This is a genomic window from Mucilaginibacter sp. SMC90, assembly GCF_022811725.1.
Lineage (GTDB): Bacteria > Bacteroidota > Bacteroidia > Sphingobacteriales > Sphingobacteriaceae > Mucilaginibacter.
The window spans coordinates 4,398,520-4,422,450 of record NZ_CP094527.1; the positions used below are offsets into that span (position 1 = coordinate 4,398,520).

Annotated in this window: 21 protein-coding genes and 1 pseudogene; 14 read left to right on the forward strand and 8 right to left on the reverse strand. The window is 41.6% G+C overall.

The features are described from left to right. Window positions 1–21: 21 nt before the first annotated feature. Window positions 22–1,278, reverse strand: coding sequence for an efflux RND transporter periplasmic adaptor subunit (locus MTO98_RS18650; protein ID WP_243480394.1), 1,257 nt, complete (start codon window positions 1,276–1,278; stop codon window positions 22–24). Window positions 1,279–1,760: 482 nt separating this feature from the next. Between MTO98_RS18650 and MTO98_RS18655 the strand changes: the two genes are divergently transcribed. The 3 genes from MTO98_RS18655 (at window position 1,761) to MTO98_RS18665 (ending at window position 5,083) form a co-directional block, all read left to right on the forward strand. Continuing rightward, on the forward strand, window positions 1,761–3,119 hold the full coding sequence (locus MTO98_RS18655) for a sigma-54 dependent transcriptional regulator (protein ID WP_243480395.1): 1,359 nt from the start codon (window positions 1,761–1,763) through the stop codon (window positions 3,117–3,119). After that, window positions 3,109–4,455: a PAS domain-containing sensor histidine kinase gene (locus tag MTO98_RS18660; RefSeq protein WP_243480396.1), complete on the forward strand. Its 1,347-nt coding sequence runs from the start codon at window positions 3,109–3,111 to the stop codon at window positions 4,453–4,455. The genes MTO98_RS18655 and MTO98_RS18660 overlap by 11 nt, the downstream gene beginning before the upstream one ends. Before the next feature lie 94 nt (window positions 4,456–4,549). After that, window positions 4,550–5,083: an NADPH-dependent FMN reductase gene (locus tag MTO98_RS18665; RefSeq protein ID WP_243480397.1), complete on the forward strand. Its 534-nt coding sequence runs from the start codon at window positions 4,550–4,552 to the stop codon at window positions 5,081–5,083. A gap of 17 nt (window positions 5,084–5,100) precedes the next feature. On the opposite strand, the gene MTO98_RS18670 is transcribed toward MTO98_RS18665, so the two are convergent. Then, window positions 5,101–5,514, reverse strand: coding sequence for a hypothetical protein (locus MTO98_RS18670; protein WP_243480398.1), 414 nt, complete (start codon window positions 5,512–5,514; stop codon window positions 5,101–5,103). 5 nt (window positions 5,515–5,519) lie between these two features. Continuing rightward, window positions 5,520–6,179: a YceH family protein gene (locus MTO98_RS18675; RefSeq protein ID WP_243480399.1), complete on the reverse strand. Its 660-nt coding sequence runs from the start codon at window positions 6,177–6,179 to the stop codon at window positions 5,520–5,522. A 110-nt stretch (window positions 6,180–6,289) separates the two neighbouring features. Between MTO98_RS18675 and MTO98_RS18680 the strand changes: the two genes are divergently transcribed. Continuing rightward, window positions 6,290–7,099 carry an MBL fold metallo-hydrolase gene (locus MTO98_RS18680; protein ID WP_243480400.1) on the forward strand — a complete coding sequence of 270 codons (810 nt, stop codon included), beginning with the start codon at window positions 6,290–6,292 and terminating at the stop codon, window positions 7,097–7,099. Here the strand turns inward: MTO98_RS18680 and MTO98_RS18685 are convergent, their stop codons facing one another. Continuing rightward, complete coding sequence (locus MTO98_RS18685; RefSeq protein WP_243480401.1) at window positions 7,100–7,882, reverse strand: zinc-dependent peptidase; 783 nt, start codon at window positions 7,880–7,882, stop codon at window positions 7,100–7,102. An 18-nt stretch (window positions 7,883–7,900) separates the two neighbouring features. Continuing rightward, window positions 7,901–8,608: a DUF92 domain-containing protein gene (locus tag MTO98_RS18690; protein WP_243480402.1), complete on the reverse strand. Its 708-nt coding sequence runs from the start codon at window positions 8,606–8,608 to the stop codon at window positions 7,901–7,903. Between the two features lie 59 nt (window positions 8,609–8,667). Here MTO98_RS18690 and MTO98_RS18695 point away from each other — a divergent pair, with 59 nt between their 5' ends. The 8 genes and pseudogenes from MTO98_RS18695 to MTO98_RS18730 all read left to right on the forward strand — a co-directional run bounded on the left by MTO98_RS18695 (window position 8,668) and on the right by MTO98_RS18730 (window position 18,364). After that, the gene (locus MTO98_RS18695; RefSeq protein ID WP_243480403.1) at window positions 8,668–9,354 is read left to right on the forward strand and encodes a bifunctional 2-polyprenyl-6-hydroxyphenol methylase/3-demethylubiquinol 3-O-methyltransferase UbiG; all 687 of its coding nucleotides are present in this window, start codon (window positions 8,668–8,670) and stop codon (window positions 9,352–9,354) included. 314 nt (window positions 9,355–9,668) lie between these two features. Then, on the forward strand, window positions 9,669–10,523 hold the full coding sequence (locus tag MTO98_RS18700) for a pirin family protein (RefSeq protein ID WP_243480404.1): 855 nt from the start codon (window positions 9,669–9,671) through the stop codon (window positions 10,521–10,523). Window positions 10,524–10,617: 94 nt separating this feature from the next. After that, window positions 10,618–11,595, forward strand: a complete 978-nt coding sequence (locus MTO98_RS18705; protein WP_243480405.1) for a YeiH family protein — start codon at window positions 10,618–10,620, stop codon at window positions 11,593–11,595. Window positions 11,596–11,663: 68 nt separating this feature from the next. Beyond that, complete coding sequence (locus MTO98_RS18710) at window positions 11,664–12,752, forward strand: lipopolysaccharide assembly protein LapB (protein ID WP_243480406.1); 1,089 nt, start codon at window positions 11,664–11,666, stop codon at window positions 12,750–12,752. A 94-nt stretch (window positions 12,753–12,846) separates the two neighbouring features. After that, complete coding sequence (locus MTO98_RS18715) at window positions 12,847–13,776, forward strand: AraC family transcriptional regulator (protein ID WP_243480407.1); 930 nt, start codon at window positions 12,847–12,849, stop codon at window positions 13,774–13,776. A 111-nt stretch (window positions 13,777–13,887) separates the two neighbouring features. Next, window positions 13,888–14,743: pseudogene (locus MTO98_RS18720) on the forward strand (oxidoreductase). Between the two features lie 199 nt (window positions 14,744–14,942). Continuing rightward, a complete protein-coding gene (locus MTO98_RS18725) occupies window positions 14,943–17,684 on the forward strand; it encodes an MBG domain-containing protein (RefSeq protein ID WP_243480408.1) in 2,742 nt (913 codons plus the stop codon). Further along, entirely contained in the window at window positions 17,681–18,364 is a 684-nt protein-coding gene (locus MTO98_RS18730; RefSeq protein WP_243480409.1) for a hypothetical protein, read from the forward strand. The genes MTO98_RS18725 and MTO98_RS18730 overlap by 4 nt, the downstream gene beginning before the upstream one ends. On the opposite strand, the gene MTO98_RS18735 is transcribed toward MTO98_RS18730, so the two are convergent. Continuing rightward, window positions 18,357–18,530 carry a hypothetical protein gene (locus MTO98_RS18735; RefSeq protein ID WP_243480410.1) on the reverse strand — a complete coding sequence of 58 codons (174 nt, stop codon included), beginning with the start codon at window positions 18,528–18,530 and terminating at the stop codon, window positions 18,357–18,359. The genes MTO98_RS18730 and MTO98_RS18735 overlap by 8 nt on opposite strands. A gap of 80 nt (window positions 18,531–18,610) precedes the next feature. Here MTO98_RS18735 and MTO98_RS18740 point away from each other — a divergent pair, with 80 nt between their 5' ends. Together MTO98_RS18740 and MTO98_RS18745 are read left to right on the forward strand one after the other, a co-directional pair. Next, window positions 18,611–19,378 (forward strand): ThuA domain-containing protein, encoded by a 768-nt coding sequence (locus tag MTO98_RS18740; protein WP_243480411.1) that lies wholly within the window; start codon window positions 18,611–18,613, stop codon window positions 19,376–19,378. 256 nt (window positions 19,379–19,634) lie between these two features. Then, entirely contained in the window at window positions 19,635–22,547 is a 2,913-nt protein-coding gene (locus MTO98_RS18745) for a triple tyrosine motif-containing protein (protein ID WP_243480412.1), read from the forward strand. A gap of 72 nt (window positions 22,548–22,619) precedes the next feature. Here the strand turns inward: MTO98_RS18745 and MTO98_RS18750 are convergent, their stop codons facing one another. Both MTO98_RS18750 and MTO98_RS18755 read right to left on the reverse strand, forming a co-directional pair. Further along, a complete protein-coding gene (locus MTO98_RS18750; RefSeq protein ID WP_243480413.1) occupies window positions 22,620–23,378 on the reverse strand; it encodes a ThuA domain-containing protein in 759 nt (252 codons plus the stop codon). 19 nt (window positions 23,379–23,397) lie between these two features. Beyond that, window positions 23,398–23,928: a hypothetical protein gene (locus MTO98_RS18755; RefSeq protein ID WP_243480414.1), complete on the reverse strand. Its 531-nt coding sequence runs from the start codon at window positions 23,926–23,928 to the stop codon at window positions 23,398–23,400. Window positions 23,929–23,931: the final 3 nt, after the last annotated feature.

Below are 23,931 nucleotides of genomic sequence, written 5' to 3' on the forward strand. Positions count from 1 at the left end.
TGGCGTTGCAGCCGGATTAAGTTATTTTTTTAGCACAAGTTCCTGAATATCACCATAAGTTTCATAACTCGAGGTTATAACCTTATCACCAGGGTTTAAACCTTCGGTTACTACGAAATAATCAGGGCTCTGGCGTCCGAGCTGGATGTTCACTTTATAAGCTTTTGTACCGTCTTCACTTACTTTGAAGATCCAGTTACCGCCTGTTTGCTGAAAGAACCCACCTTTAGGAACCAATACCGCCTGCATCTGATCGCTCAATGCCAACCTTACCTGCAGCGTTTGCCCTTTACGGATCCCTGTTGGTACCTTCCCAACAAATTGCATATCAACCTGGAAACTTCCGGTTGCTTTAACCTGGGTGTATACCTTTTTGATAACCAGGTTATATGTTTGATCGGCAAACTGAAAATCACCTTTCAGGCCGGTATAAATGCGTGACAGGTAATGCTCGTCAATATCAACCCTAACTTTAAAACCCGACTGTACGTCTATCTGCCCCAGGTGCTCACCTTTATTCTTGCTCTGCCCTACTTCTGCATCCATTGATGTTAACTGACCATCGGTAGGTGCCACCAGCACTAAGCCGGCCACTTTTTTACGCATCAGTTCAAGTGTGGTTTTCATGTGGGCATATTGCTCCTGCGATTGTGAAGCCTGTTGCTTAACCAGCGAAGTATCCTGCGATAAGATCTGTTTGGCTAATTTGTAACGGTTTACCTGGTAATCATAAGTATTTTTTGCTGATTGATATTCCTGTAATCCTATAGCTTTTTGATCATAAAGATGTTTATCAAGTTTGTAGATCCTTTCGGCCTCCTTAAAAGCATTCTCCACATCAGCCATGGTGTTCAATTTGCTGATAGTGTTTTGCTGAGCGTTGTTACGAGAGATCTGCATTTGGGTTTGTTCGGCATAAACAGCGGTTTCCTGGTTGGCCAATGTAAGCTCCAGATCGGTGTTTGACATTCTCAGGATCGGGTCGCCTTTTTTAAGGTTGGCACCGTCTTCAACATATTTTTCTTCAATAACACCGCCTTCTGATGCATCAAGAAATATGGTGGTCAGTGGCATAACCACACCGTTAACCGGTATAAACTCCTGGAAAGGGCCTTTAGTAATAGTACTTATAGTTAAGCGTTCAGTATCAACATCGAGCTTGCTTTTACCTGATGTAAGATAAATACTGCCGCCAATTAGTAAAATAATGCCTGTAATACCTGCAATGATAAGTATCTTCTTGCTGTTCCAGGTCTTTTTCTCAATTTTTCTGTCCACTGTATTTTTATAATATTTTGAAATGTTATAACAAAAAGATATGCCACAAATTAAAATACTGTTTTTCAATCAATTAAACACAAAACACAGTATTTAAGCGTACGCTTCTGTTACATCAGGTGTACGGTATTGATACAGTGTTTTTTTAAGCATTAATAGCTTGTTGTATACAGATACAGGTTAGCGCTTCATTGTGAAGCTTTTATATAATACATGCTATAAAAAGTGCACATTTAGCATAAAAATTGTAACAGATGGTACCAACAGTGAGTCTTTTATTTATAGTTCATGTTAGATGGTTTATTAGCGTATAGTTCATGGTTTATGGCAATAATGCTAAAAGTTTATTTAGGCAGCTTCGATAAAGAGATACAATTTAATTTAAATTTATAACTTTTATTAAATTGACAACCTCAATAATCTATATGTTATTATTTTGAGGCACTGCAAACAAACATCTGCGAACTATTAACCGAAAATAAATGATACTTAAAAAAGCCACCGTTTTAATTGTTGACGACGATCCGGACGTACTTACCGCGGTTAAACTTTTGCTAAAGCCCGAAGCCCGGGAAATTATCACCGAAAAGAACCCCGAAAACCTTAACTGGCTGCTGCAACGCAACGAAGTTGATTTGATTTTGCTTGATATGAACTTTAACAGTGCCATTAACACTGGTAACGAGGGCTTGTATTGGCTGCGAAAAGTAAAGGAGTGGAAACCGGATGTATGTGTAATCATGATAACGGCTTACGGCGATATTGACCTGGCTGTACGTTCGCTTAAAGAAGGTGCTCAGGATTTCGTGGTAAAACCATGGCATAACGAAAAGCTGATAACTACGATAAAAGACCTGCTCGATAAAAAAGAAGGCGGAGGCACCAAAACAAAAGCTCCGGTTAAAAGCACAGCGGGCGATACCTCGATCCTCGGCGAATCGGACGTGATGCAGGACATTTTTTACAAGGTGAACAAAATAGCCCCTACCGATGCCAATATCCTGATATTGGGGGAAAACGGTACGGGTAAAGATTTAATGGCGAAAGCTATTCACGAACGTTCGCTCCGTGCTGATAAGCCTTTTATAAAGGTAGATGTTGGCGCATTGACAGATACCTTATTTGAAAGTGAGCTTTTCGGTCATAAAAAAGGGGCTTTTACTGATGCCCGTGAAGACCGCATGGGCCGCTTTGAAGAAGCACAGGGCGGTACTCTATTTTTAGATGAGATTGGTAATATCAGCCTGCAGCAACAGGCAAAGCTCCTTACCATTCTACAAAACCGCCAGGTAACCCGCCTGGGAACCAACAAACCGGTTGATGTAGACATCAGGCTGATCTGTGCTACGAACGTGGCTTTAAGCGAACTGGCTAACGAAAACAAGTTCCGTAAGGATTTGATCTATCGCATCAACACCGTTGAGATCAATATGCCGCCGCTGCGACGCAGAAATGAGGACATTGTGATCTTAGCCCGCCATTTCGCGAAGCTGTACGCAAGCAAATACCTTAAACCATCCATGGATTTTGATGCGGCGGCTGTTACTAAACTTAAATCATACAATTTCCCCGGCAACGTTCGGGAACTGCAATACACCATTGAACGTGCCGTAATTATGGCCGACGATAGTACGCTAAGGCCCGACGACCTGATTTTTTCGATACTGGAAACATCAACAGAAAGTGTGGCTGATGCCGATAATATACCGTTAAGTGCCCTGGAGAAAAACGCGATACTGCGGGTTATTGAAAAGCACAACGGCAACATTACCCGTGCAGCCAAAGAACTTGGCCTTACCCGTACCGCCTTATACCGAAGATTAAGCAAATATGATATTTAACCGTTACGAATGGCGGCTGTTGCTGCGTGTGTTTTTATTGCTGCTTGTACTTATCGTTACGGCCTTTGTTATCGTAAGCCTTGGTCAGCTTTTATACCTCGTGATCCTGCTGCCGCTGGTTGCTTATTCGGTGGTTGATATGATCCGTTTCCAGAAAAAAGCGCAGGATGAAGTAAACCAATTTGTTGAGTCGATCCATTACCGCGATTTTTCCCGTCATTTTGATGTACGTAAAGCACCTAACGAGCTTAAGCCACTACGTAAAGGTTTTAACGATATTAATACCACATTTAAGCTCATCAGCCGCGAACGCGAAACGCAATATCATTATCTGCAAAAGATCCTTGAACTGGTTGACACCGGCATTTTATCATATGAAGAAGAAACCGGCGAAACCGGCTGGATCAACGAGGCCTTTAAAAGTATCATCGGTGTACCTTACTTAAAAACAATCCATTCGCTTGAAAAACGCGAGCCGTTATTATATGCAGATCTTGTGAAACTTAAGCCAGGTGACAGCAAGATCATTACTGTTACACGTAATCAGCAACAGGTTAAGATCCTTGTAAATGCCAGCCTGATGCGCAGCGATGATAAATTATACAAACTCATCGCTTTTCAAAACGTGAATGAAGCGTTGGATGAAACAGAATCAAAGGCATGGTCAAAGCTGCTTAATGTAATGACGCACGAGATCATGAACTCCGTAGCGCCTATTTCGTCGCTGGCAGATACACTCAAAAATCGGTTGCAAAGCCCCGATATTGCCGAAAACCTGCCGCATAGCGACCTGGAAGATATCGAGCTTGGTATCGATACCATCAAACGCCGCAGTGAAGGTTTACTCAAGTTCACAGAAAGCTACCGCAGCCTCAATAAGATCACCAAGCTTGATCTGAACAAGATCATGGTGCGTAACATATTTGAGAACCTGAACAGTTTGATGACCCCTACGCTGGAGAAAAAGAAGATCGAACTGGAGATCATCCTTCGCGACCCGACGCTTGCTATTGAGGCCGATATCAACCTAATTGAGCAGGTAATGATCAACCTGCTGGTTAATGCTATTGAAGCGGTAAAAGACCGCGAAGAACCACGTATCACACTCACAGCTGAAATTCAGGGTGGCAAAACCTTTGTAAAAGTTATTGATAACGGATTAGGCATGCCACCTGAACTGCTGGATAAGATCTTTATACCTTTCTTTAGTACCCGTAAAACAGGTAGTGGCATTGGCTTAAGCCTGTGTAAACAGATCATGCTGCTGCACAAAGGCAATATCCAGGTGCAATCAACAGAGGGTAAAGGGTCGGCGTTTATCTTGTCTTTTGTATAGTTTGCGCCGGCTCCCTTGGCCTGCTTTATATGACATTCGGAAAACTTACGAAGTTTTAAAAACTTCGTAAGTTTGGTTCAGCAACATCTATTTCATGAATGATAAAAGCAGCATCCTTGCCATTTCCGGTAGCCTGAGATCAGGCTCGTCCAATCATCATATTTTGAAGTTTTTAGGCGGATTAACTCCCGCTGATATCAATTACTCTATCTATGATAGATTAGCTGATATCCCGCCCTTTGATCCGGGACTTGATCATGAATCCCCGCCGGAAGCTGTTTCAGAATTACGAAGTTTCATGAAGAATGCTGCAGGCATCGTGATCTGCACTCCCGAATATGCATTCGGGGTTCCCGGTCAGCTTAAAAACATGTTGGATTGGATGGTTTCGAGCAGTTCGCTGGTTGATAAGCCGGTGGCTTTGATTACTGCATCCTCGGTTGGGACTCATGCACATGCGGCTTTACTGTTAACGCTCGGCGCACTTTCTGCAAAAATAACTAATGAAGCTACTTTGCTTATTCCTTTCATCAGGAGTAAGATTGATGCTGATGGGAATATTGTAGATACGGAAACGGAAAGGGCCTTGCGCGGGGTAATGAAAGTGTTTTTAGGAGAGATATCTTAAAGATTCAACTACTTAACTCACCAAACAAAATCTTCTTCATAATCATCATCCCGCCTAAAATCCTTTACCTTCTTCTTTTGTAGGGTATACACATCAAGCAACCAAATAGCTCCATGCGCAGACCAGGGATCAATCAAAAGTTCCGCTTCCGTGTTAGATACCTGCCGTGCCTTTACTACCCAGGAAAGTTCGGGCTCATCTATTTCGCTTACACCGGCAAGCTTCTTCCATAAATATAACCAACTACCTCCTGCTAAGCACCAGTCATTATTCTTGCTTATTAAGCCAAAAGCAGGGTCACCATAAGTGCCCCCTAATGCCAATCTTTTATTACTTCTTTTATCTATCAGATAAACATATTCATACTCATGACCAAGCAACAGATTGTTAGTTTCATCAAGAACGCGCAGATTTAGTTTTGACCCGGTCATATAGACTACTCCACTCCTAATTCCCTCATCAACCTGCCTACTGTTTCTTTCAATTCAGCAATTTCCTGTTCTGCTTTGACCAAACGGGCTTCCAAGGCCGATGAAGACGAACGACCAACAGGTTCATCTGCAAAATCATCGTCGTTAATTTCGGGTGTTCCGCCTAATAAATGGGCGTATCTGACCTCTTTTTGGCCGGGCCGTTTGGGTAACTGTACTATATAAGGCGTTTCTCCTCCGGCCAGTTTATCTAATATTTCCTGTACCTCTTCTATCGAATCAAACTCATACATGCGACCGCTGTTGGTATTTAACTCACCGGGGGTTTGAGGTCCACGAAGGATCAGGAGGCAGATCAGAGCCACTTCCGACGGTATCACCGGGAATACAATAGCAAAATTGTGTTTGTATTTAATGTTACGGATAGAGCCTCCGGTAGCCGTTGACATCAACCCGCGCCTTTTCAACGAGTTAAGGGCGTTGATAACGGTATCGTCATCATAATTAACAACCGGCTTGCGCGATGTTTTCTGGTTACAGGCTGCCACCAGTCCGTTAAGGGTCATGGGATAATAATCGGGCGTGGTTTTGGCTTTTTCCATTAAAGTACCAAGTACGCGTAGTTCTTCTGCATCAAGTACGGGCAAAATTTGCGGTGAATCCATGGCTAAATATAAGCAGGTTTTTATAGCGTCAAAAAAAATTGCTAATTTTCTGAATGCTAAAATCATTAGGATTGAAATAATAGCATCAAAATAGTTTACTTTGCATTTCAATGTCTTTATTCATTACATCATTAAATTCGGGAAGTAACGGCAATTGCTATTACGTGGGGAACGATCAGGAGGCTATATTGGTTGATGTAGGTATTTCATGCCGCGAAACTGAAAAACGCATGGCCCGACTGGGTTTATCCATGCAAAAGGTAAAAGCTATTTTTGTATCGCATGAACATTCAGATCATATCCGCGGCATCCCCGTGTTAGCTAAAAAATACCAGCTGCCGGTTTATATCACTCCGGGAACATTGATGCACCTTAGTGGGGTTGATCATTCAAAAGTTCATCATCTCAGCGCATTTCAAACTGTACTTATCGGCGACCTGGAAATAACTTCTTTCCCAAAAGTACATGACGCATCCGAGCCGCATAGTTTTATAGTAAGCTGCCGTGATGTTAAGGTTGGGGTATTTACGGATCTGGGGATAGTATGCGATCAACTGATCCGCTACTTCAGCCAGTGCCATGCCGCTTTTTTGGAAGCCAATTATGATGATGATATGCTGGATAAAGGCGGCTATCCGTATTACTTAAAACAGCGCATCCGTGGCGGCAAAGGGCATTTATCAAACAAACAGGCGCTGAGTTTATTCATGACGCACCGCCCGCCGCACATGACCCACCTCCTGCTTTCACATCTGTCCAAAAACAACAATGACCCTAAACTGGTAGAAGACCTGTTTACCAATTGTGCCGATGGTATCAATATCATTGTGGCTTCAAGACACCAGGAAACCCCCGTTTATTATATCAGCAGTACGATTGTTCAACACGAACCATTGGGGCAGCTTGGTTTGAGCTTTTAATCAGGCAATATCGTTATCAGCCAGGTCCTGCGAAAACATATTACTAAGCATCTCATAAAGCTCGGGATGTTTATGCTTTAGTTCGGTAGGCTTTTGGAAAAAATATTCGGAAACAACGGCTAAAAATTCAGCCTCATTAGTTATAGCATATGGATTGATATCGGAACGTCCGGCTTCAATTTTATGAATCTCCTGGTGAATCATTTTTAGCCATGGCATCACATATTCATGAGCGAGCAGGTTTTCGGGCACACCATCCGTAGCTCCGTCAGATTTATCAAGCAAGTGCACAAATTCATGAATGGCCGTGTTTTCCTTCCCTGCCGATTTACTGAAACCTTTCGTTAAAGCCGCCCTCGACAGGATCATTTGTCCGTTCATATATCCCGAGCCTACCATTCCTAAAATGCTCCTGTTTTCGCCTTCAAACTGAAACTCATTGTCGAATGTATCCGGGTAAAGGATCACATTGGTTAGGTTGCGGTATTTCCAATCTGCAAAGCCAAATATCGGGATCACCGCGCTTGCCGCTATCATTACTTTATCGGCATCACTCACCTTCGTACCAACACCTTCAATAGTGATATCCGCTAAAAATGCAGCTACCCTTTGCTCAAATAGTAGTTTCCGGTCACTGTCGAGATGCTGATAATAAGGAATATTTTGCTCCAAAAGCAATTTATAATTCAATGAGGCCGCAGGAACTTCATTTACTACTTTCTTTTTATTGAGGAAAAAGAAGACCGCCAGTACGATAACTATCAAAACTATAACAGGAACCATTTTTTATTACAGATAAAATTATAAAACAAAGTAAAACAACAACATAAACAGTGAAGCTATCAGGGTATTCAAAAAATTCACGGTATTGTTACCGATTATCCCTTTACGCTCAAACACAGCACCTAAAATAGAATCTGTTAAATTGCCGAGCGTACCGGCAACTACAATCCAGATGATATTTATAGTCCAGCCTAAACCTATAGTATAAACAATAGCTATAATAACAGAGCCGGCAATTCCAATTAAAGTACCTTCCAAACTGATCACACCATCAAGTCCACGCGCATCCGGCTTTAGCGTAATAATGTTAAAGAAACGTTTACCATAAACCATTCCCAACTCCGACGAAAGCGTATCTGCCGTGGCAGAAGCAAAACTGGCCGCCATCATCAATTGTAAAACATGCGCATGCACCGGTAATAGCAGGATCAAAATTCCGCATAAAGCGGCGGTACCCGCGTTGGCTAAAACCTGCGCTGAAGTCCTCCCTCCTTTTTGATCAGCATTTAGATTCTTCTTGGTGTTGCTTTGCACCGAGGTAGCCGCTGATCCCAAAATGAAAAAAATGGTCATCATGGCTAAACCTGTAAAACCGGCACCTGCAAACACTAAAACAGCGACGGCTGCGCCGGTTAAAGCAGCTATAACAGTTAGTTTACGGGCCGCTGTGCTATACGCCACACCTGCGATCAGAATAAACACCAATAAACCATAACTTAACCACATAGCTAACCAAAGGGATTTATTGCCGCTAAATTAAACTTTCAATTCATACTTTTGGGCACATGAAAGATATACTGGGCCAGGCCATACATGATCATTACCATAAATCAGCTAACCATAAACTATGGATCAATAATCAATACGGGCCAAAAGAAGAAATGCCTGTTGATATTTATTTCAGGGATGAGGACGATATGCCCGATATTGAATGGCTGGCCATGAACGAATGCCGCGGGACGGTATTAGATATTGGCGCTGGCGCAGGCAGCCATGCGTTGGTATTACAGCAGCGCGGCTTTGATTGCACGGCACTGGATATCTCACCGTTGGCTTGTGATGTAATGAAAGAACGAGGTGTGAACAAAGTGCTTAAAGGCGATATCTTTGTTTATGCTGACCAAAAATATGACACCCTGCTCCTGCTCATGAACGGTATTGGCCTTGCCGGGACGCTTGAAAACCTCAAAGTATTTTTACAACATATTAAACTCCTGCTCAACCCCGGCGGACAGATCCTGTTTGATTCATCGGACATCGCTTACTTATATGAAGATGGCCTACCGGAGAGAGGCTATTACGGCGAGTTGCTTTATCAATACCAATACAGCCGTCAAAAAACCGACTGGTTTCATTGGCTCTATGTTGATGAAAAAACATTGGAGCCTATTGTAAACGAAGCAGGTTTTGATATGGAAGTTTTGTTGGAAGACGAGTTTAAGCAATATTTGGTAAGGTTAACATTAAAGTAAATAAGCCCCCCGAAAGGCACAGCAGTCAACTGAAGCAATTAATTGTGCAACAGATTTTAAAAATCCCCGCTTGAGAGGGGGTGCGGAGGAAAGAGCAGTAGCAGGGGTGTGTTTCTGCAATCGATAAGCAAAGCGTAGGAACACACCCCTCCGCCTCTCTCAAGAGGGGAATCGCACATCCCCGCTTTTTTCCTTAAGTTGACGGCTACCCACCGGAAGAGAGGGTTAAAAAAACAAGTAAAAGATGTCCCCGGAGAGATTTAGAGGCACAAAATCAGATCAATAAACTATTTTTACTTAAAGCAATTCAACCAATGAAAAAAGCCATCACCCATATCCTTGCCGGCCGTGAAAAGAAGATCACTGCCGAAGAAACTGTGCGGCAGCCTCTGCCTCACAAGGATTTTCGCTTTGCAAATCCATTTATTGTATTGCATCACATGGGGCCCGAAGTGATAGAACCCGGTCAAACTTTACGGATCCATCCGCACCCTCATCGCGGTTTTAGTCCTTATACCATTATGTTACAGGGCGAAGGTTATCACAAGGACAACGCCGGTAACGACGAGGTGATTAAAGCCGGGGATGTGCAATGGATGTTTGCGGGCAAAGGTATTATGCACAGCGAAGGCCCGACCGCCGAATTACTGCAGCAAGGTGGTGTTCAGGAACTTATTCAGCTTTGGATCAATGCACCTAAAAGTAAAAAGTGGGATGAGCCCTTTTATCAATCAGCCAAAGCAAATCAATTACCTAAAGTACTTATCGGCGAAGGCCTTGACTTTAGCCTGGCAAGCGGCGATTATAAGGGCAAAATCGGGCCTATCAAAAACTTCACCCCGGTTATTTCTATTGTGGGGAAAATAGCGGCAAACAAAGAAGCAAATTTCAAAGCCACACCAGGCTACTGGACATTACTTTATGTTATAAAAGGCAGCATTAATGTAAACGAACAATCCATCAGCCAATATAATCTCCTTGTGTTTGAAAAGGAGAATGAGGATATTTTGGTGTTAGCTGAGGAAGATTCGCAGGTATTATTCCTCTCTGCCGAACCTATTGACGAACCGGTAGCAGCTAAAGATAACTTTGTAATGAATACATCAGAAGAGATTGAACAGGCTCTTACTGATTATAAAAATGGAGTATTTGGAACATTAAACTATTAAATACATAATAACTTTTAGTTATCAAAGATTGCATTTTATGATAAAAAACCGGCGATAAATTCAAACACCTTTGTATCATTAAAACAAAGGAAAAATGAATACCCCACATCAATTAAACAATACAGGCGGCCTGTTACTAAACATCAATGAAAACGCCCGCAAGGTTATCTTCGCAATATGTATCGTACTATGCTTGATGCCTTTTATGAGCCCGGCAGTAGCTTTATTTTTAGGCTTAGTGGTAGCACAATGCTCCGGTCACCCCTATTTACATCTTAATCATAAAGCCACTCACATTTTACTACAGGTATCGGTGGTTGGTTTAGGCTTTGGGATGAATGTACACAGCGCCCTGCAAGCCGGCAAGGAAGGCATCTTATTTACCATCGCGTCCATAACCGGAACTTTATTATTCGGTACCTTAATGGGTAGATGGTTAAACATCGAAAAAAAGACCTCTTTTCTGATCTCATCAGGTACAGCTATTTGCGGCGGCAGCGCCATTGCGGCCATCTCACCGGTTATCAAAGCCGAAGAAAAACAGATCTCCGTAGTTTTGGGTTGTGTTTTTATCCTCAACTCCATAGCCTTGTTTACTTTCCCGCTGATTGGTCATTATCTTAATTTATCACAAACCCAGTTTGGTTTATGGTGCGCCATTGCCATTCACGATACCAGTTCGGTAGTTGGGGCAGCAAGTAAATATGGTACACATGCATTGGAAGTAGCAACTACGGTTAAACTGGCAAGGGCTTTATGGATCATCCCGGTAGCATTTTTATCTACCTTCCTGTTCAAGAACAAATCAAAAAAAGTAAGTATCCCTTATTTTATAGGCCTGTTCATATTGGCTATGATAGCTAACACTTATTTACCAATTGTAAGGTTGATGAGCCCATATGTGATCAATATAGCAAAGGCAGGGTTAACGCTTACCTTATTCCTGATAGGTGCAGGTCTTTCACGCAAAGTATTGGCATCGGTTGGCTTGAAACCGCTTTTGCAGGGAGTAGCACTTTGGGTTGCCATATCTGGTGCTGCGCTTTACGCGGTGATGCAATTGGCGAAATAAAATCAGGTTACAACTATTGTAATTGTGATTGGTAAATAAGTATTTTAGAGTACTATAAACCTTACACAATGAACAAACCAGGATCTATTTTCATCACCCTGTTATTAACGGTATTTAGTTTTACCGTTTTGGCACAAACTGATAAAGAAACAGCCCTGCAAAAAGGCAAACAAGCCGTATCTCTTGAAGATGAAGGAAAATTTGATGAAGCCCTTGCTTTACTTACAGATGCTCAAAAGCTCGACCCGTCAAATCTCACCTACCCTTATGAAATGACCTATTGCTATTACAGCAGGAAAGAGTATCAAAAAACGATTGATGTTTTAGAAAACATAAAGGATAAACCAGGATCATTTGACCGCATATATCAGTTATTAGGCAACAGCTATGATATGCTGGGGCAAAGCGACAAAGCAATAAATACATATGAATCGGGATTAAAAAAATTCCCAAAAGCGGGTTGCCTCTACCTTGAACGTGGGGTTATCCCACTCGCAGCGAAGGACTATAACAAAGCCATCATCTATTTTGAGAAAGGTATTGAGGCCGAGCCATCGTTTCCATCAAATTATTATTGGGCTGCTAAACTTTACCTTGGCTCTGAAGAAAAATTATGGGGTATGATTTATGGCGAACTTTTCATGAACCTTGAGCGCAACAGTAAACGCACAGAAGAAATCAGCAAACTGCTTTACAATGGCTACCAAAGCGGAATAAAATATACAGAACCGGGAAAGACAGCCATCAGCTTTAGTAAAACAAGCACTATTTCTACCAGTTCGATTGCGACTGGCGGGCAATTAAAGCTACCATTCAGCATGATATATGAACCTACTATGGGCATTGCAGCCGTTACCGAAAAAACTATCGACTTAAATTCGCTCGACAGGATCAGGCAAAATTTCCTGAAATCTTACTTACAAAGAGAGTTTGATAAAAAATACCCGAATGCCTTATTTGCTTACCAGGATTTAGTAAATAAATCCGGCAACATGGAGGCTTATAATCATTGGATATTAATGCAGGGAGATCCGGATGCATTCAACACATGGGAAAGCAGCAACAAAACAAAATGGGATAATTTTCTGAAATGGTTTAATGGCAACTCAATAGCGCTGGACGATAACAATCATTTTATACGCTGGCAATACGACTAACAGCAGTTAAAACTTTATTGAAGACAGGTCATCTTTCTTCATAATAAATGGTAAAGGTAGCTTAGCTGTTTATATTTGCATAGAGCATACTGCCATGAGACAAACCACCCTCGACGCCAAGACCATTGATACCCTGCGTGATCTGCCGGATATGATCCCGGTATTGCGTGAGTCTTTCGAGAACTGGACCATCAAGGTCTTCGATCGTAAGCATCACGAATGTCGCAACTACCTATCGCCCAACAGGCGGGATTTTTATAAGGTACTGATGATAACCGAAGGTGCGGGAGTGTTTACTATGGGACTTAATACTTATTATATTGAGGAGCCCACCATTCTTTTCATCCATCCCAATGATATCATATCATGGAAAAACCTTTCAGACAGATCGGGTGGTTATTATGTACTTTTTAAAAGGAGTTTCATTAATGATCATCCCCAGCTAAAAACCACTATTGACAAATATGGATTGTTTGCCGAAAAGGAGAAAAGTGTCATCCGGTTAAAAAACTCCGACCTGGTTATACTTAATGGCCTGTTTGAGCGCATGGCCCAAGAAGAATTATCTAACAACCATTTAAAAGAGGACGCACTACAGGCCTATCTTCAATTGTTGATGGTTGAAAGTATGAGGGTAGCCCAATTTCCCAAACCTGATAATGTATCTGATGAATACCATTACATCCACCAGTTTTTTCATTTGCTGGAGAGGGAAACATCGGGTATTAATTATAAATCGCCCATAAAAATAAAAACGGCCAAAGAGTTTGCGGCCAATCTTTCAGTTCATCCCAATCATTTAAACGCCGTTTTAAAAAAATACACCGGGCAAAATGTAAGTACCCATATCCGCAATCGCCTGCTCGAGGAAACCAAAGCTCTGTTGGTACAAACCGATTGGACATTACAGGACATCGGTTATAGTGTGGGTTTTGCCGAGCAACCTAATTTCAGCTTGTTTTTCAAGAAAAACACCGGTGTTACCCCGGCAGAATTCAGAAGATCATACCAGGCTACGACATAATTTACGCGCTTCTTTGATTTTCATAATAACAGCTTTGTTTTTGCTATAAGCCCCGCCTGCTTTTGTTGCCAACTTTGTAGTGTAAACAAAAACAAATAAAAGCAACATAAAATGAAAACTCAAAAAGTATGGTTTATAACCGGAGCCTCAAGAGGTTTTGGTTTAGAAATATCAAAAGCTGTATTAGCATCAGGCGATAAATTAGTAGCAACCGTTCGCAAAGATCCTGAAACATTGGCTGCGCAATTTGATAATGACCCTAATCTCTTTGTTGTACCACTGGATGTTACCAATGAAGATCAGGCAAAAGATGCTGCAGCAAAAGCTATTGAGCATTTCGGCCGCATTGATGTGCTGATAAACAACGCAGGCTTCGGTTTACTATCGGCAGTTGAAGAAGCTACTTCCCAGGAAGTAAAAAAACTACGAAACCAATGTATTTGGTTTATTAAACGTAACCCGCGCCGTTTTACCTTACATGCGTAAAGAACGTAAGGGTCACGTAATAAATATATCATCAGTTGGCGGTTTGGCAGCTTATTTTGGCTGGGGCGTTTACGGGTCGACTAAATTTGCAGTGGAGGGCCTTACCGAAGCTATGGCGCTTGAACTTGCCCCGCTTGGCATCTATGCAACCGTAGTTGCCCCTGGCTTTTTCCGCACTAACTTCCTCGACGAAAGTTCCCTTACCCGTACCTCAAATGAAATTGGCGATTACCATGAAACCGTAGGCAATATGCGCGCATTTGCAACCGAAGTTAACTACAAACAGCCCGGCGATCCTGAAAAACTGGCACAAGCCTTCATCAAACTTGCCGCCGCCGAAAAACCTCCGGTACATTTACCATTGGGCAGTGACACTTTACAACGCTTCCGCGAAAAAACCGCAGCATTTGAAAAAGAGATTGAAGAATGGTACGATGTAGTGGTTGGTACAGATCATGACGATGTGAAACATTCAAAATAATTGATAACAACAAAGTCGAAAAGAAGGATGGCCTGGCAGCCATCCTTCTTTTTTTTTGTCTGAGTATTCGAAATTTGTTTACTATATATCCTTATGATGTATAGTAATATTAGCAAATATTATCTATTTTTAGACCGTATTTAGTATAAATACAAAACATTGAACTTTTAACCTTATCATCAATTACCCCTCTGTTTCTATGAAGAAACTGTATCCCCTGTTAATTTTACTATTTGTAATTACTTCCGTTAATAATTTATTGGGCCAAACAGTTACAAAGCCTGCGGCACCTGTAATAAGTTACGGCAGCGGTCTTCATACCTATGAAATCGGCAAACCAATACAACCATTAAAGGTAACCAATACCGGCGGTGCAGTTCCTTTAACCAGCTTGTTTTCTCAAACAAGTACCATAGGTGGAAATCATTTATATGGCTATGTAGATGGAGATAAGAAAAATGCCCGGTTAGGCAATCCGCTTAGTTCGGCAAGAGATGCTGCCGGTAATATTTATATAGCCGATGCCAACAACAACGCTATCAGGAAATTGACACCAGACGGAGCAATAACTACATTTGCCGGCAGCGGCGTTCAGGGTACCAAAGATGGTAAAGGCCAGAATGCTACTTTTAACTATCCTACCGGTGTTGTAGTTGCTGCTTCCGGAAATATATATGTTGCCGATTACGGGAACCACCTGATCAGAAAAATAACCCCTGATGGAACAGTTACTACACTGGCAGGAACAGGTTCTCCCGGACACGATAACGGAATTGGGAAATTAGCCTCGTTTAACTTGCCCTATGGCTTAACTGTTGACAAAACAGAAAATGTTTACGTTGCTGATTCATACAACAATCTGATCAGAAAAATCACACCTGCCGGCGTAGTTTCAACCATAGCCGGTGTTCTTAACGGTGGTAATATAGATGGGCCGGGGACAATTGCTGCCTTCCGCGTTCCATACGGTATCGCGATCGATTCAAAAGGAAATTTATTTATTGCAGACAAGTTTAACGGCAGTGTTAGAAAAATAACACCAGATAACACGGTATCAACATTTGCAACCGGCTCATTATTTCTGCCTAACAGCGTTGCTGTGGATAGCCTCAACAATGTGTATGCTTGCGGACAGATATCGTTTGTAAGCAAATTTCTTCCATCAGGCGCACGAAGCAGCAATATCCCACTTTCAGGCTTTTTGCAGAAAGGATATGAAGAGGGTATAGATACACTTGCCAAATATTCAGATAATTTAGGCGTATCTTATGATGGTGCGGGAAACTTACTTGTATCCGACGGAAAAAATTTCGTATTACGAAAAGTGAACCTTTACGGCTACCAGGTTGAAGACCTACTGCCTCAAGGGCTTTCTTTAGACAGCACCGGGACAATAACAGGCACCCCAAAGACACTACAAGGCATAAAGCTTCATCGAATTGCGGCCTACAATGCAGGTGGAAAGGGCGAAAATGTTGCAACCATTCAAATAGTTAAAGGCAACCAGGTAATAACCTTTCCTTCTTTTCCCCGGGTAACTTATGGTGATAAAGCATTGGCATTAAAAGTTACAAGTACCAATACAACAATCCCTTTAACCTATACAATCAGTGATCCTGCGATAGCCAAAATAGATAAGGATAGTATCTACTTTATCAAACCAGGCAACGTTACAATCACTGTTACCCAGCCGGGCAATGATCTATACCTGGACGCGGCACCAGTTTCACAGACAGTCACCGTTCAAAAAGCACCATTAACCATTGCTGCTATTGATACAGTAAGGTTATATGACACTAACAACCCGCCGTTCAGAATTAGTTACAAAGGATTTGTAAACAAAGAGACTGAAAAAGACTTAATTACGCTTCCTTCCATAGTAACTGTAGCGTCTAAATCGTCGGCTGCAGGTGACTACCCCATTACATTAAGCGGCGCAAAGTCCGACAACTACGCCATCAGCTATGTGCCTGGCACGTTAAGTATCATTAATCTGCCAACCATTACAGCTAATGGGTCGACCACATTTTTTGATGGCGGTTCGGTAACACTTTCAACAAATACGGCTGCTGGTTATACTTATCAATGGTATAAAGATGGTGTGGCTATAAAAACTGCCACCGCCTCAACCTTAAAAGCAACAGACGGAGGCCAATACACTGTAGCTGTCACGTTAAAATCCTACACCGCAACTTCTGCTGTCACTACGGTATACACTCAGTTTAATTTGCCTGCTAATAACTTTAAACTAACGCTAAATAGTACCACCTGCAAAGGCAGTGCAAACGGTTCCGTTAATATCCAGGCTGTTCAAAAATTAAATTATACGGCTTCATTTACTTCTAACGGCACAACAACAACGTATCCCTTTACAAATCAGCTCACCATTGATAAGCTGGCCGCCGGTAATTACAGTTTATGTATAACTGTTGAGGGTAAAATTTACCAGCAATGCTTTAACGTTGTGATCACCGAGCCTGCAGACCTATCGGTTTACTCTGCAGTAAACAACACACTTAATACTGTAAATCTGCAATTAAATGGCGGAACGAGTTACAATGTTAACCTTAATGATGTTGTTTACACTACCACCGATAGTCAGATTACCCTGCCTTTGATAGCAGGTGCCAATAAACTATCTGTCACTACCGACAAATTGTGCCAGGGTATATTTGAAAAAATAATAAACCTGGATGAGCGGATGCTCCCCTATCCTAATCCGTTCCAAAGTGCTCTTAACATTAATACGGGTACCACGAATATCAATAAACTATCGGTTACAATATACAATGTGGTTGATGGTAAAACTGTTTATACCAATCAATATGTCAATCAGGCAGGTAAGCTGCAGATGGATCTTTCAGCCTTGCCAAGCGGTGTTTACTCAATTAACTTAATAATGGACGGAAAAGGCAAGTCTTTTAAAATTTTGAAAAAATGAGAACCTGGATCTATAGTTTATTAATAATATTAGCGTTTGCAGGCTGCGGTAAGAAATCTCCACCGCCGGATGTTACACCTGTTGCAACAAGCCTGCTATCGCCGTTGAAAGACCAGCCCTGCACTACAGGAACAATCATATCATCCGATAAAAGTACCATCACTTTTACCTGGCAGGCTGCCGATAAAGCGGACGGCTATATCCTTGCTATAAAAAACCTGCTTACCAAAGTTGAAACCAAACAAAATGTCACATCAACGCAGGCCACGGCCGATTTGCTTCGTAATACTCCATACTCCTGGTATGTGATATCTACCTCGTCAAAAACGAAAACTACTGCACAAAGCGACACCTGGAAATTCTACAATGCCGGAGCCGGCACTATAAGCTATCCACCCTATCCGGCTGAAATAACAGCGCCTCTTTTTGGCGATAATGTAACGGCTTCGGCTGGCAATGTTACGCTTAAATGGACAGGCAGTACGCTTGGAGCCGCAATAAAGGGATATGATATTTACTTTGGGGACAATAACTCCCCGGCCCTCGTCAAATCAAATGTTTCCGATACCCAATACCAGGTTGCGGTAAAGCCAGGCACAACCTATTTCTGGCGTGTAGTTACAATAGATATTGCGGGGAACTATACCGATTCTGGAATTTATCAATTTTCGGTTAAGTAAAGGTTTCGAAAGCATTTAAAGCACCTCCCTGATAGTCTCCGGGAGGTGTTTTTATTTCATGCCAATAAAATAAATCATTCCAGATCCGGGCCATATCTAAATTTCGCCCTACTTTACCACTACTTTTTATACCGCTGTACTTCAAATAAAAAGTTTGATCTATCATTGTCGCCAAATGCTGATAATCTAAATCTTAACACAAATATCGGTTTGGCGTCGCCCTGCCTGATCAACATCATAATAAACATGAATAAAGTAGTTTGTTTAGTTTCTATTTACGTATTGCTTATACTTAACGGCATTGCTAATGCCCAGCAAAATACAAAGCCTCGTTTCAAAGCTATTGCCCTTGCAGAAAAAGGAGGTGGTCACGCGTTGTTTGACGCTGCCGCCAAACCCTGGCTTGATAAGCTTGCTGCCGACAGCAATTTTACAATTGACTATATCAGCGATACCAAAAAGATCAATAAAGATTTCCTGAAACAATACCAGCTATTTATCCAGTTGGATTACCCGCCTTATCCATGGGAGAAAGAAGCCCAGGAAGCCTTTACCGACTATATCGAAAATGCACGCGGCGGTTGGATCGGCTTTCACCATCCTACCCTCTTAGGCGTTTTTGACGGCTATCCAATGTGGCAATGGTATTCGGCATTTATGGGTGGCATACAATTTAAACTACATATTCCCGGCGGCGCGGCGGCTATGCTTCATGTGGAAGATAACAAACATCCGATTATGAAAGGTGTTCCATCAGCTTTTATAACTGAAGATGAGTGGTATATCTACGACAAAAGCCCCCGCCCTAATGTACACGTACTGGCCAGTATTGATGAGGCAACTTATTTACCCGGTAAGGATGTAAAAATGGGAGACCACCCCGTAATCTGGACTAATGAGCACTTTAAAGCGCGAAACGTTTATATAGCTATGGGACATTTTCCGCAGCTTTTTGATGACACGGCTTTTACAAGCCTGTTCCGCAATGCCATATTTTGGTCTGCTGCCAAATAATTATTCTATTGGGTCCCTAATTTAGGCCCGATAACTGTAATTTTAACAATATTCAAAAAACCACTACAATACCACTACAGCTACCCATTTCCGGTTTAAAACATTCACGGTTTGAGCCGCTTTACCATATTTGAGTACATTTAGCTGTGTAGTATATTAAAATGTTGATTAAATTACGGCTCTTAATCAGCCGGCCTTAACCATGCCGGGCTGTATTATTAACTGAGTTTTACTCAATCTCCACATTAATCCGTTAATGAAGAAGTGCATCCTGATTACCATTGTTCTGCGTGTATTTATATGCACATCTTTTGCTCAAACCACACTTGGTACACCTGCTATTAAAAACTATGCCCATAGCGAGTATAACGCCGGAAACGAAATATGGGATGTTAAGCAGGATAAAAACGGCATCCTTTATTTCGCTAATGACGAGGGCTTGCTTACATTCGACGGAAGTTATTGGAAAACATATCCCCTGCCCAATAAAAGTGCCATAAAATCTGTAGCTATTGATCCTAAAGGCCGCATTTATGTAGGGGGACAGGATGAAGTTGGCTACTTTTTCCCAAACAATTCGGGTATTCTTAAGTATCATTCGCTTAAACAATTGCTTCCCCGTAAAGCCAGGCAATTTGCCGACATCTGGGATATTGTTATCCATCATGACGAAGTTTTCTTTCGCACCATAGAATGTATTTTTGAGCTGAATAATAACACCATGCGCACATTTGACGCCCCCGGTGGCTGGATGTTGTTAAGCCAGGCAGGCGGCAGGCTGTTTGCTCATGACAAAGATATAGGCCTGGTTGTTTTTAAAGATTCGCGCTGGCAATCCTGCGTACAGCAGCCTACTACAAATTTAAGGATCACTGGTATCACTGAATTTAATAACGATACTTTATTGGTAACCACCCGTAAAAATGGCCTTTTCATAATGTCAGGAACCTCGTTGATGAAAAAGGTTAGCTCTGTTGACGGGGCTTTACTAACTGATCTTGTAAACTTCGTTCAAAAAATTGGCGATGATAGATATGCCATTGGTACATCAGCAAAAGGCTTAATTATTATTGACGGCAAAGGCAAACTGGTAGAGCAATTTTCCAATAGTCAAGGGTTACAAAACAACAATGTTCATAGTGTATTGCTGGACAGGGACCACAATTTATGGCTTGGGCTTGAAAATGGGCTCGACTTCATCAACTATAATACCTCCGTTAAAAACATTTATCCCAACCGCGAAAATCAGATAAAAAGCAATTCGGTAAGCATTTTTGGCGATAAGCTGTATATCGGAACATCAAACGGGTTATACGCTGCGCCAATAGGCAACCGGCAAAAGGACATTAGTATGGTCGCCAGTACCTTTACGGAGGTAGCAAATACCAAGGGCCAGGTTTTAAGTCTTGTGCAGATCAACGGGCATTTATTGGCAGGTCACCAGGATGGTGTGTTGCAGATAGACAATAACCAGGCTAAATTGATAACTCCGGGCCCTGGTGCCTGGATGATGAAATCTTTTCCTGCTTCGCAAGATGTGATTGCGGGAACTTATACGGGCTTTCAGCTGTTAAAATACAATGGTACCGGATTTAGCTTTGACGGACGAATAGATGGCATTTATGAATCATTAGGGAATCTGGCGGTTGATAAAAGCAACTTTGTGTGGGCAACGCACCCCTACCGCGGAATTTTTAAAGCACAGCTATCTGCCGATAGGAAAAAGATAGTTGGTTATACACAATATACCGAAAAAAGCGGTTTACCATCGGCATTGAATAATCATGTTTATTTCATTAAAAACAAATTAATAGCAGCCACCGAAAAAGGCGTTTATGAGTATAATGTAGCCGAAGGAGACTTCGCAAGATCTGTTTTTTATAAGCCAATATTTGATAAAGCAAAAGTTGAGTTCCTTACCGAAGATGGCAAAGGCAATATCTGGTTTATCAGTAATCAGCGAGTTGGAGTAATTGATTTTAGTAAAAGATCTGCTAATTTGCCTTATAAAGTAATCTACTTTCCTGAACTGGCCGGGCAAACAGTAAAAGGTGCCGAATATATCTATCCTCACGATATGGAAAATATCTTTATCGGTTCAAATAATGGCGTGTTTCACTTAAATTATCGTCAGTACGTATCTTCCGACAATAAACTCAACGTATTACTAACCACAGTAAAAGCCATAGCCGAAAAAGACAGCGTTATTTTTGGAGGATATTTTATTAAAAACAACAGGATCGTACCGGCACAAAACAACCAACAAATTGCTTCACTATCTAATCATTGGAACTCTTTTCATTTTGAATACACCTCCACCCTGTTCGCTCAAAAAAGTAACGAAGAATTTAGCTATAAACTTATTGGTTTTGACAAGGATTGGTCGCAATGGTCAGTTAAAACGGAGAAGGATTACACCAATCTTCCTTATGGTAAATACACATTTTCGGTAAAGGCACGTAATAATTTAGGTGCTGCTTCGGCACCGGTAAACTATACATTTATTGTCGAGCCGGCCTGGTATCAAACCATTTGGGCTTACTTTGTTTATTTTCTGACGGTGGCCTACCTTATCTACCTGGGTATAAAAGCACAACAAAAACGCTTTGCATTACATCAGCAACGCCATGAAGAAGAACAAAAAAAGTTAAGCTATCTGCATAGCCTTGAGCTCGACCGAAATGATAAAGAAATTATGGCCCTTAAAAACGAAAAGCTCGAGGCCGAACTAACTTATAAAAACAAAGAGCTGGCAACGCTGACCATGCAAATGGTTGACCGCGGAAAACTTCTGCTTAACATTAAGGATGAACTTATGGTGCTGATCAAAAAGCTCAATATCCCCGATGCCTCGTACCAGTTCAGGAGCGTATTTAAGCTGCTAAGCGATACCGAAAAAAGCGACGATGACTGGGATAACTTCGCTATGTATTTTGACCAGGTGCATAATAATTTTTTAACCACCATGAAGGCCAAGTTCCCCAATTTAAGCTCAACTGATTTGAAACTGTGCGCCTACCTTCGCTTAAACCTGTCATCAAAGGAGATAGCGCAGTTACTAAATATCTCTTTGAAAGGCGTCGAGATCAGTCGTTACAGGGTACGTAAAAAACTACAGCTATCCACCGAAACAAACCTTTATGATTTCTTGATAGAGGTTACCAAATAATGGTAAAAGCCATGTTATTTTGCTAAAACATGGCTTTTTAGCATTGCAAACGATTGGCCGGTTTATTTCTTTTTACCTGCTACCTGCTAACCATAATAAAGCATCCTCAAACATCTGGTTTTGTTCGGGCGATGTAAATATCTGGTCGCCATGGCCCATGTTCATATACAACATTTTATATTTGGTATTCGTCCACACTACGGGGATATCTCCCTCGCGGATAATATCCTTTTTGCCCAGCGGATAGTTAGCCGGATCAAGCGTTACCAATACTTTGATATCTTTATTATCTCTGGGATTAGGTTTCCAGCCGTACCATTCATTTATTGGAGCAACATAGCTTTTACCAAGACTTTTGGTGGCGGGGTGCGTATTGTCATCAACAATCATTTTGGCCGGTAATGGCGGCCAGTTGTTGTTATAAAACGTAGCACCTAAAAAATCAACAAACCACGGCCATTTGGTGTATTTGTCATTATAGCCCGACACGTGGAAACCCAGCCAGGCACCACCGTTGATCATGAACTTTTCAAAAGCACTTCGCTGCACCTGGTTGTGCGGAAATTCATTAAGCCAAACAACCACCTGGTAATTCTTTAATTTATCGTCGTTCAGGTTTTCCCAGCTGCTTGTAGTGTCAAATACAAAGCCTTTTGCTTTGGCCATGTTACTATAAAATTTTATAGCGTCCATAGCAAAATCAACGTGATCACTTTCAACATTGGTTGAGTATAATGCCAATACTTTAAATTGAGGTTGCTGAGCAAGGGTGATCTTGCAGGCAAAAAACATCAGCAGAAAAAGAGTTGTAGTATATACCAGTTTCTTCATTTCAATCACTTTAACAAAATTAGTTATTCACTTTATTATCAATTGAATGAAGCACGCTATCTATAGCGTTACTTATCCCCCTGAACAACGGATCATCATCTGCCGACCAGGGCTTGCCCCGCCTAAAATCCCACCAGCGGTATTCGATTTTTGAATACTCATTTGAGATACCTTTTTCTATAGGCTTTTCATAAACATCAAAAACCTTAACCTCATAGGTGGCGTCATAAACTATCACATCAACCGCAAATCTTACAAAATAGTAGTTACCCGTATTGCCTATGTTGATACGGGTAATATAGGAGCCCATTACTTCACCTTTTTTTTCGTTGGCTACAGTTATGTTTGCTATTTTCTCGTCTCCTTTAAACCATTCTAAAGTTTTAGCAAACAGAACGTCTCTCTTAAAGCCAGGGTTAAGGGCATAAACATTATCAAAATACACTTTACCATTACGCATTTGCAATAAGATGGACGAAGTATTAATCTGCGCCCTGCAAATGAATGGAGATAGCAGCAGAGCCACCAACAATAGTTTTCTTATCATCATTGT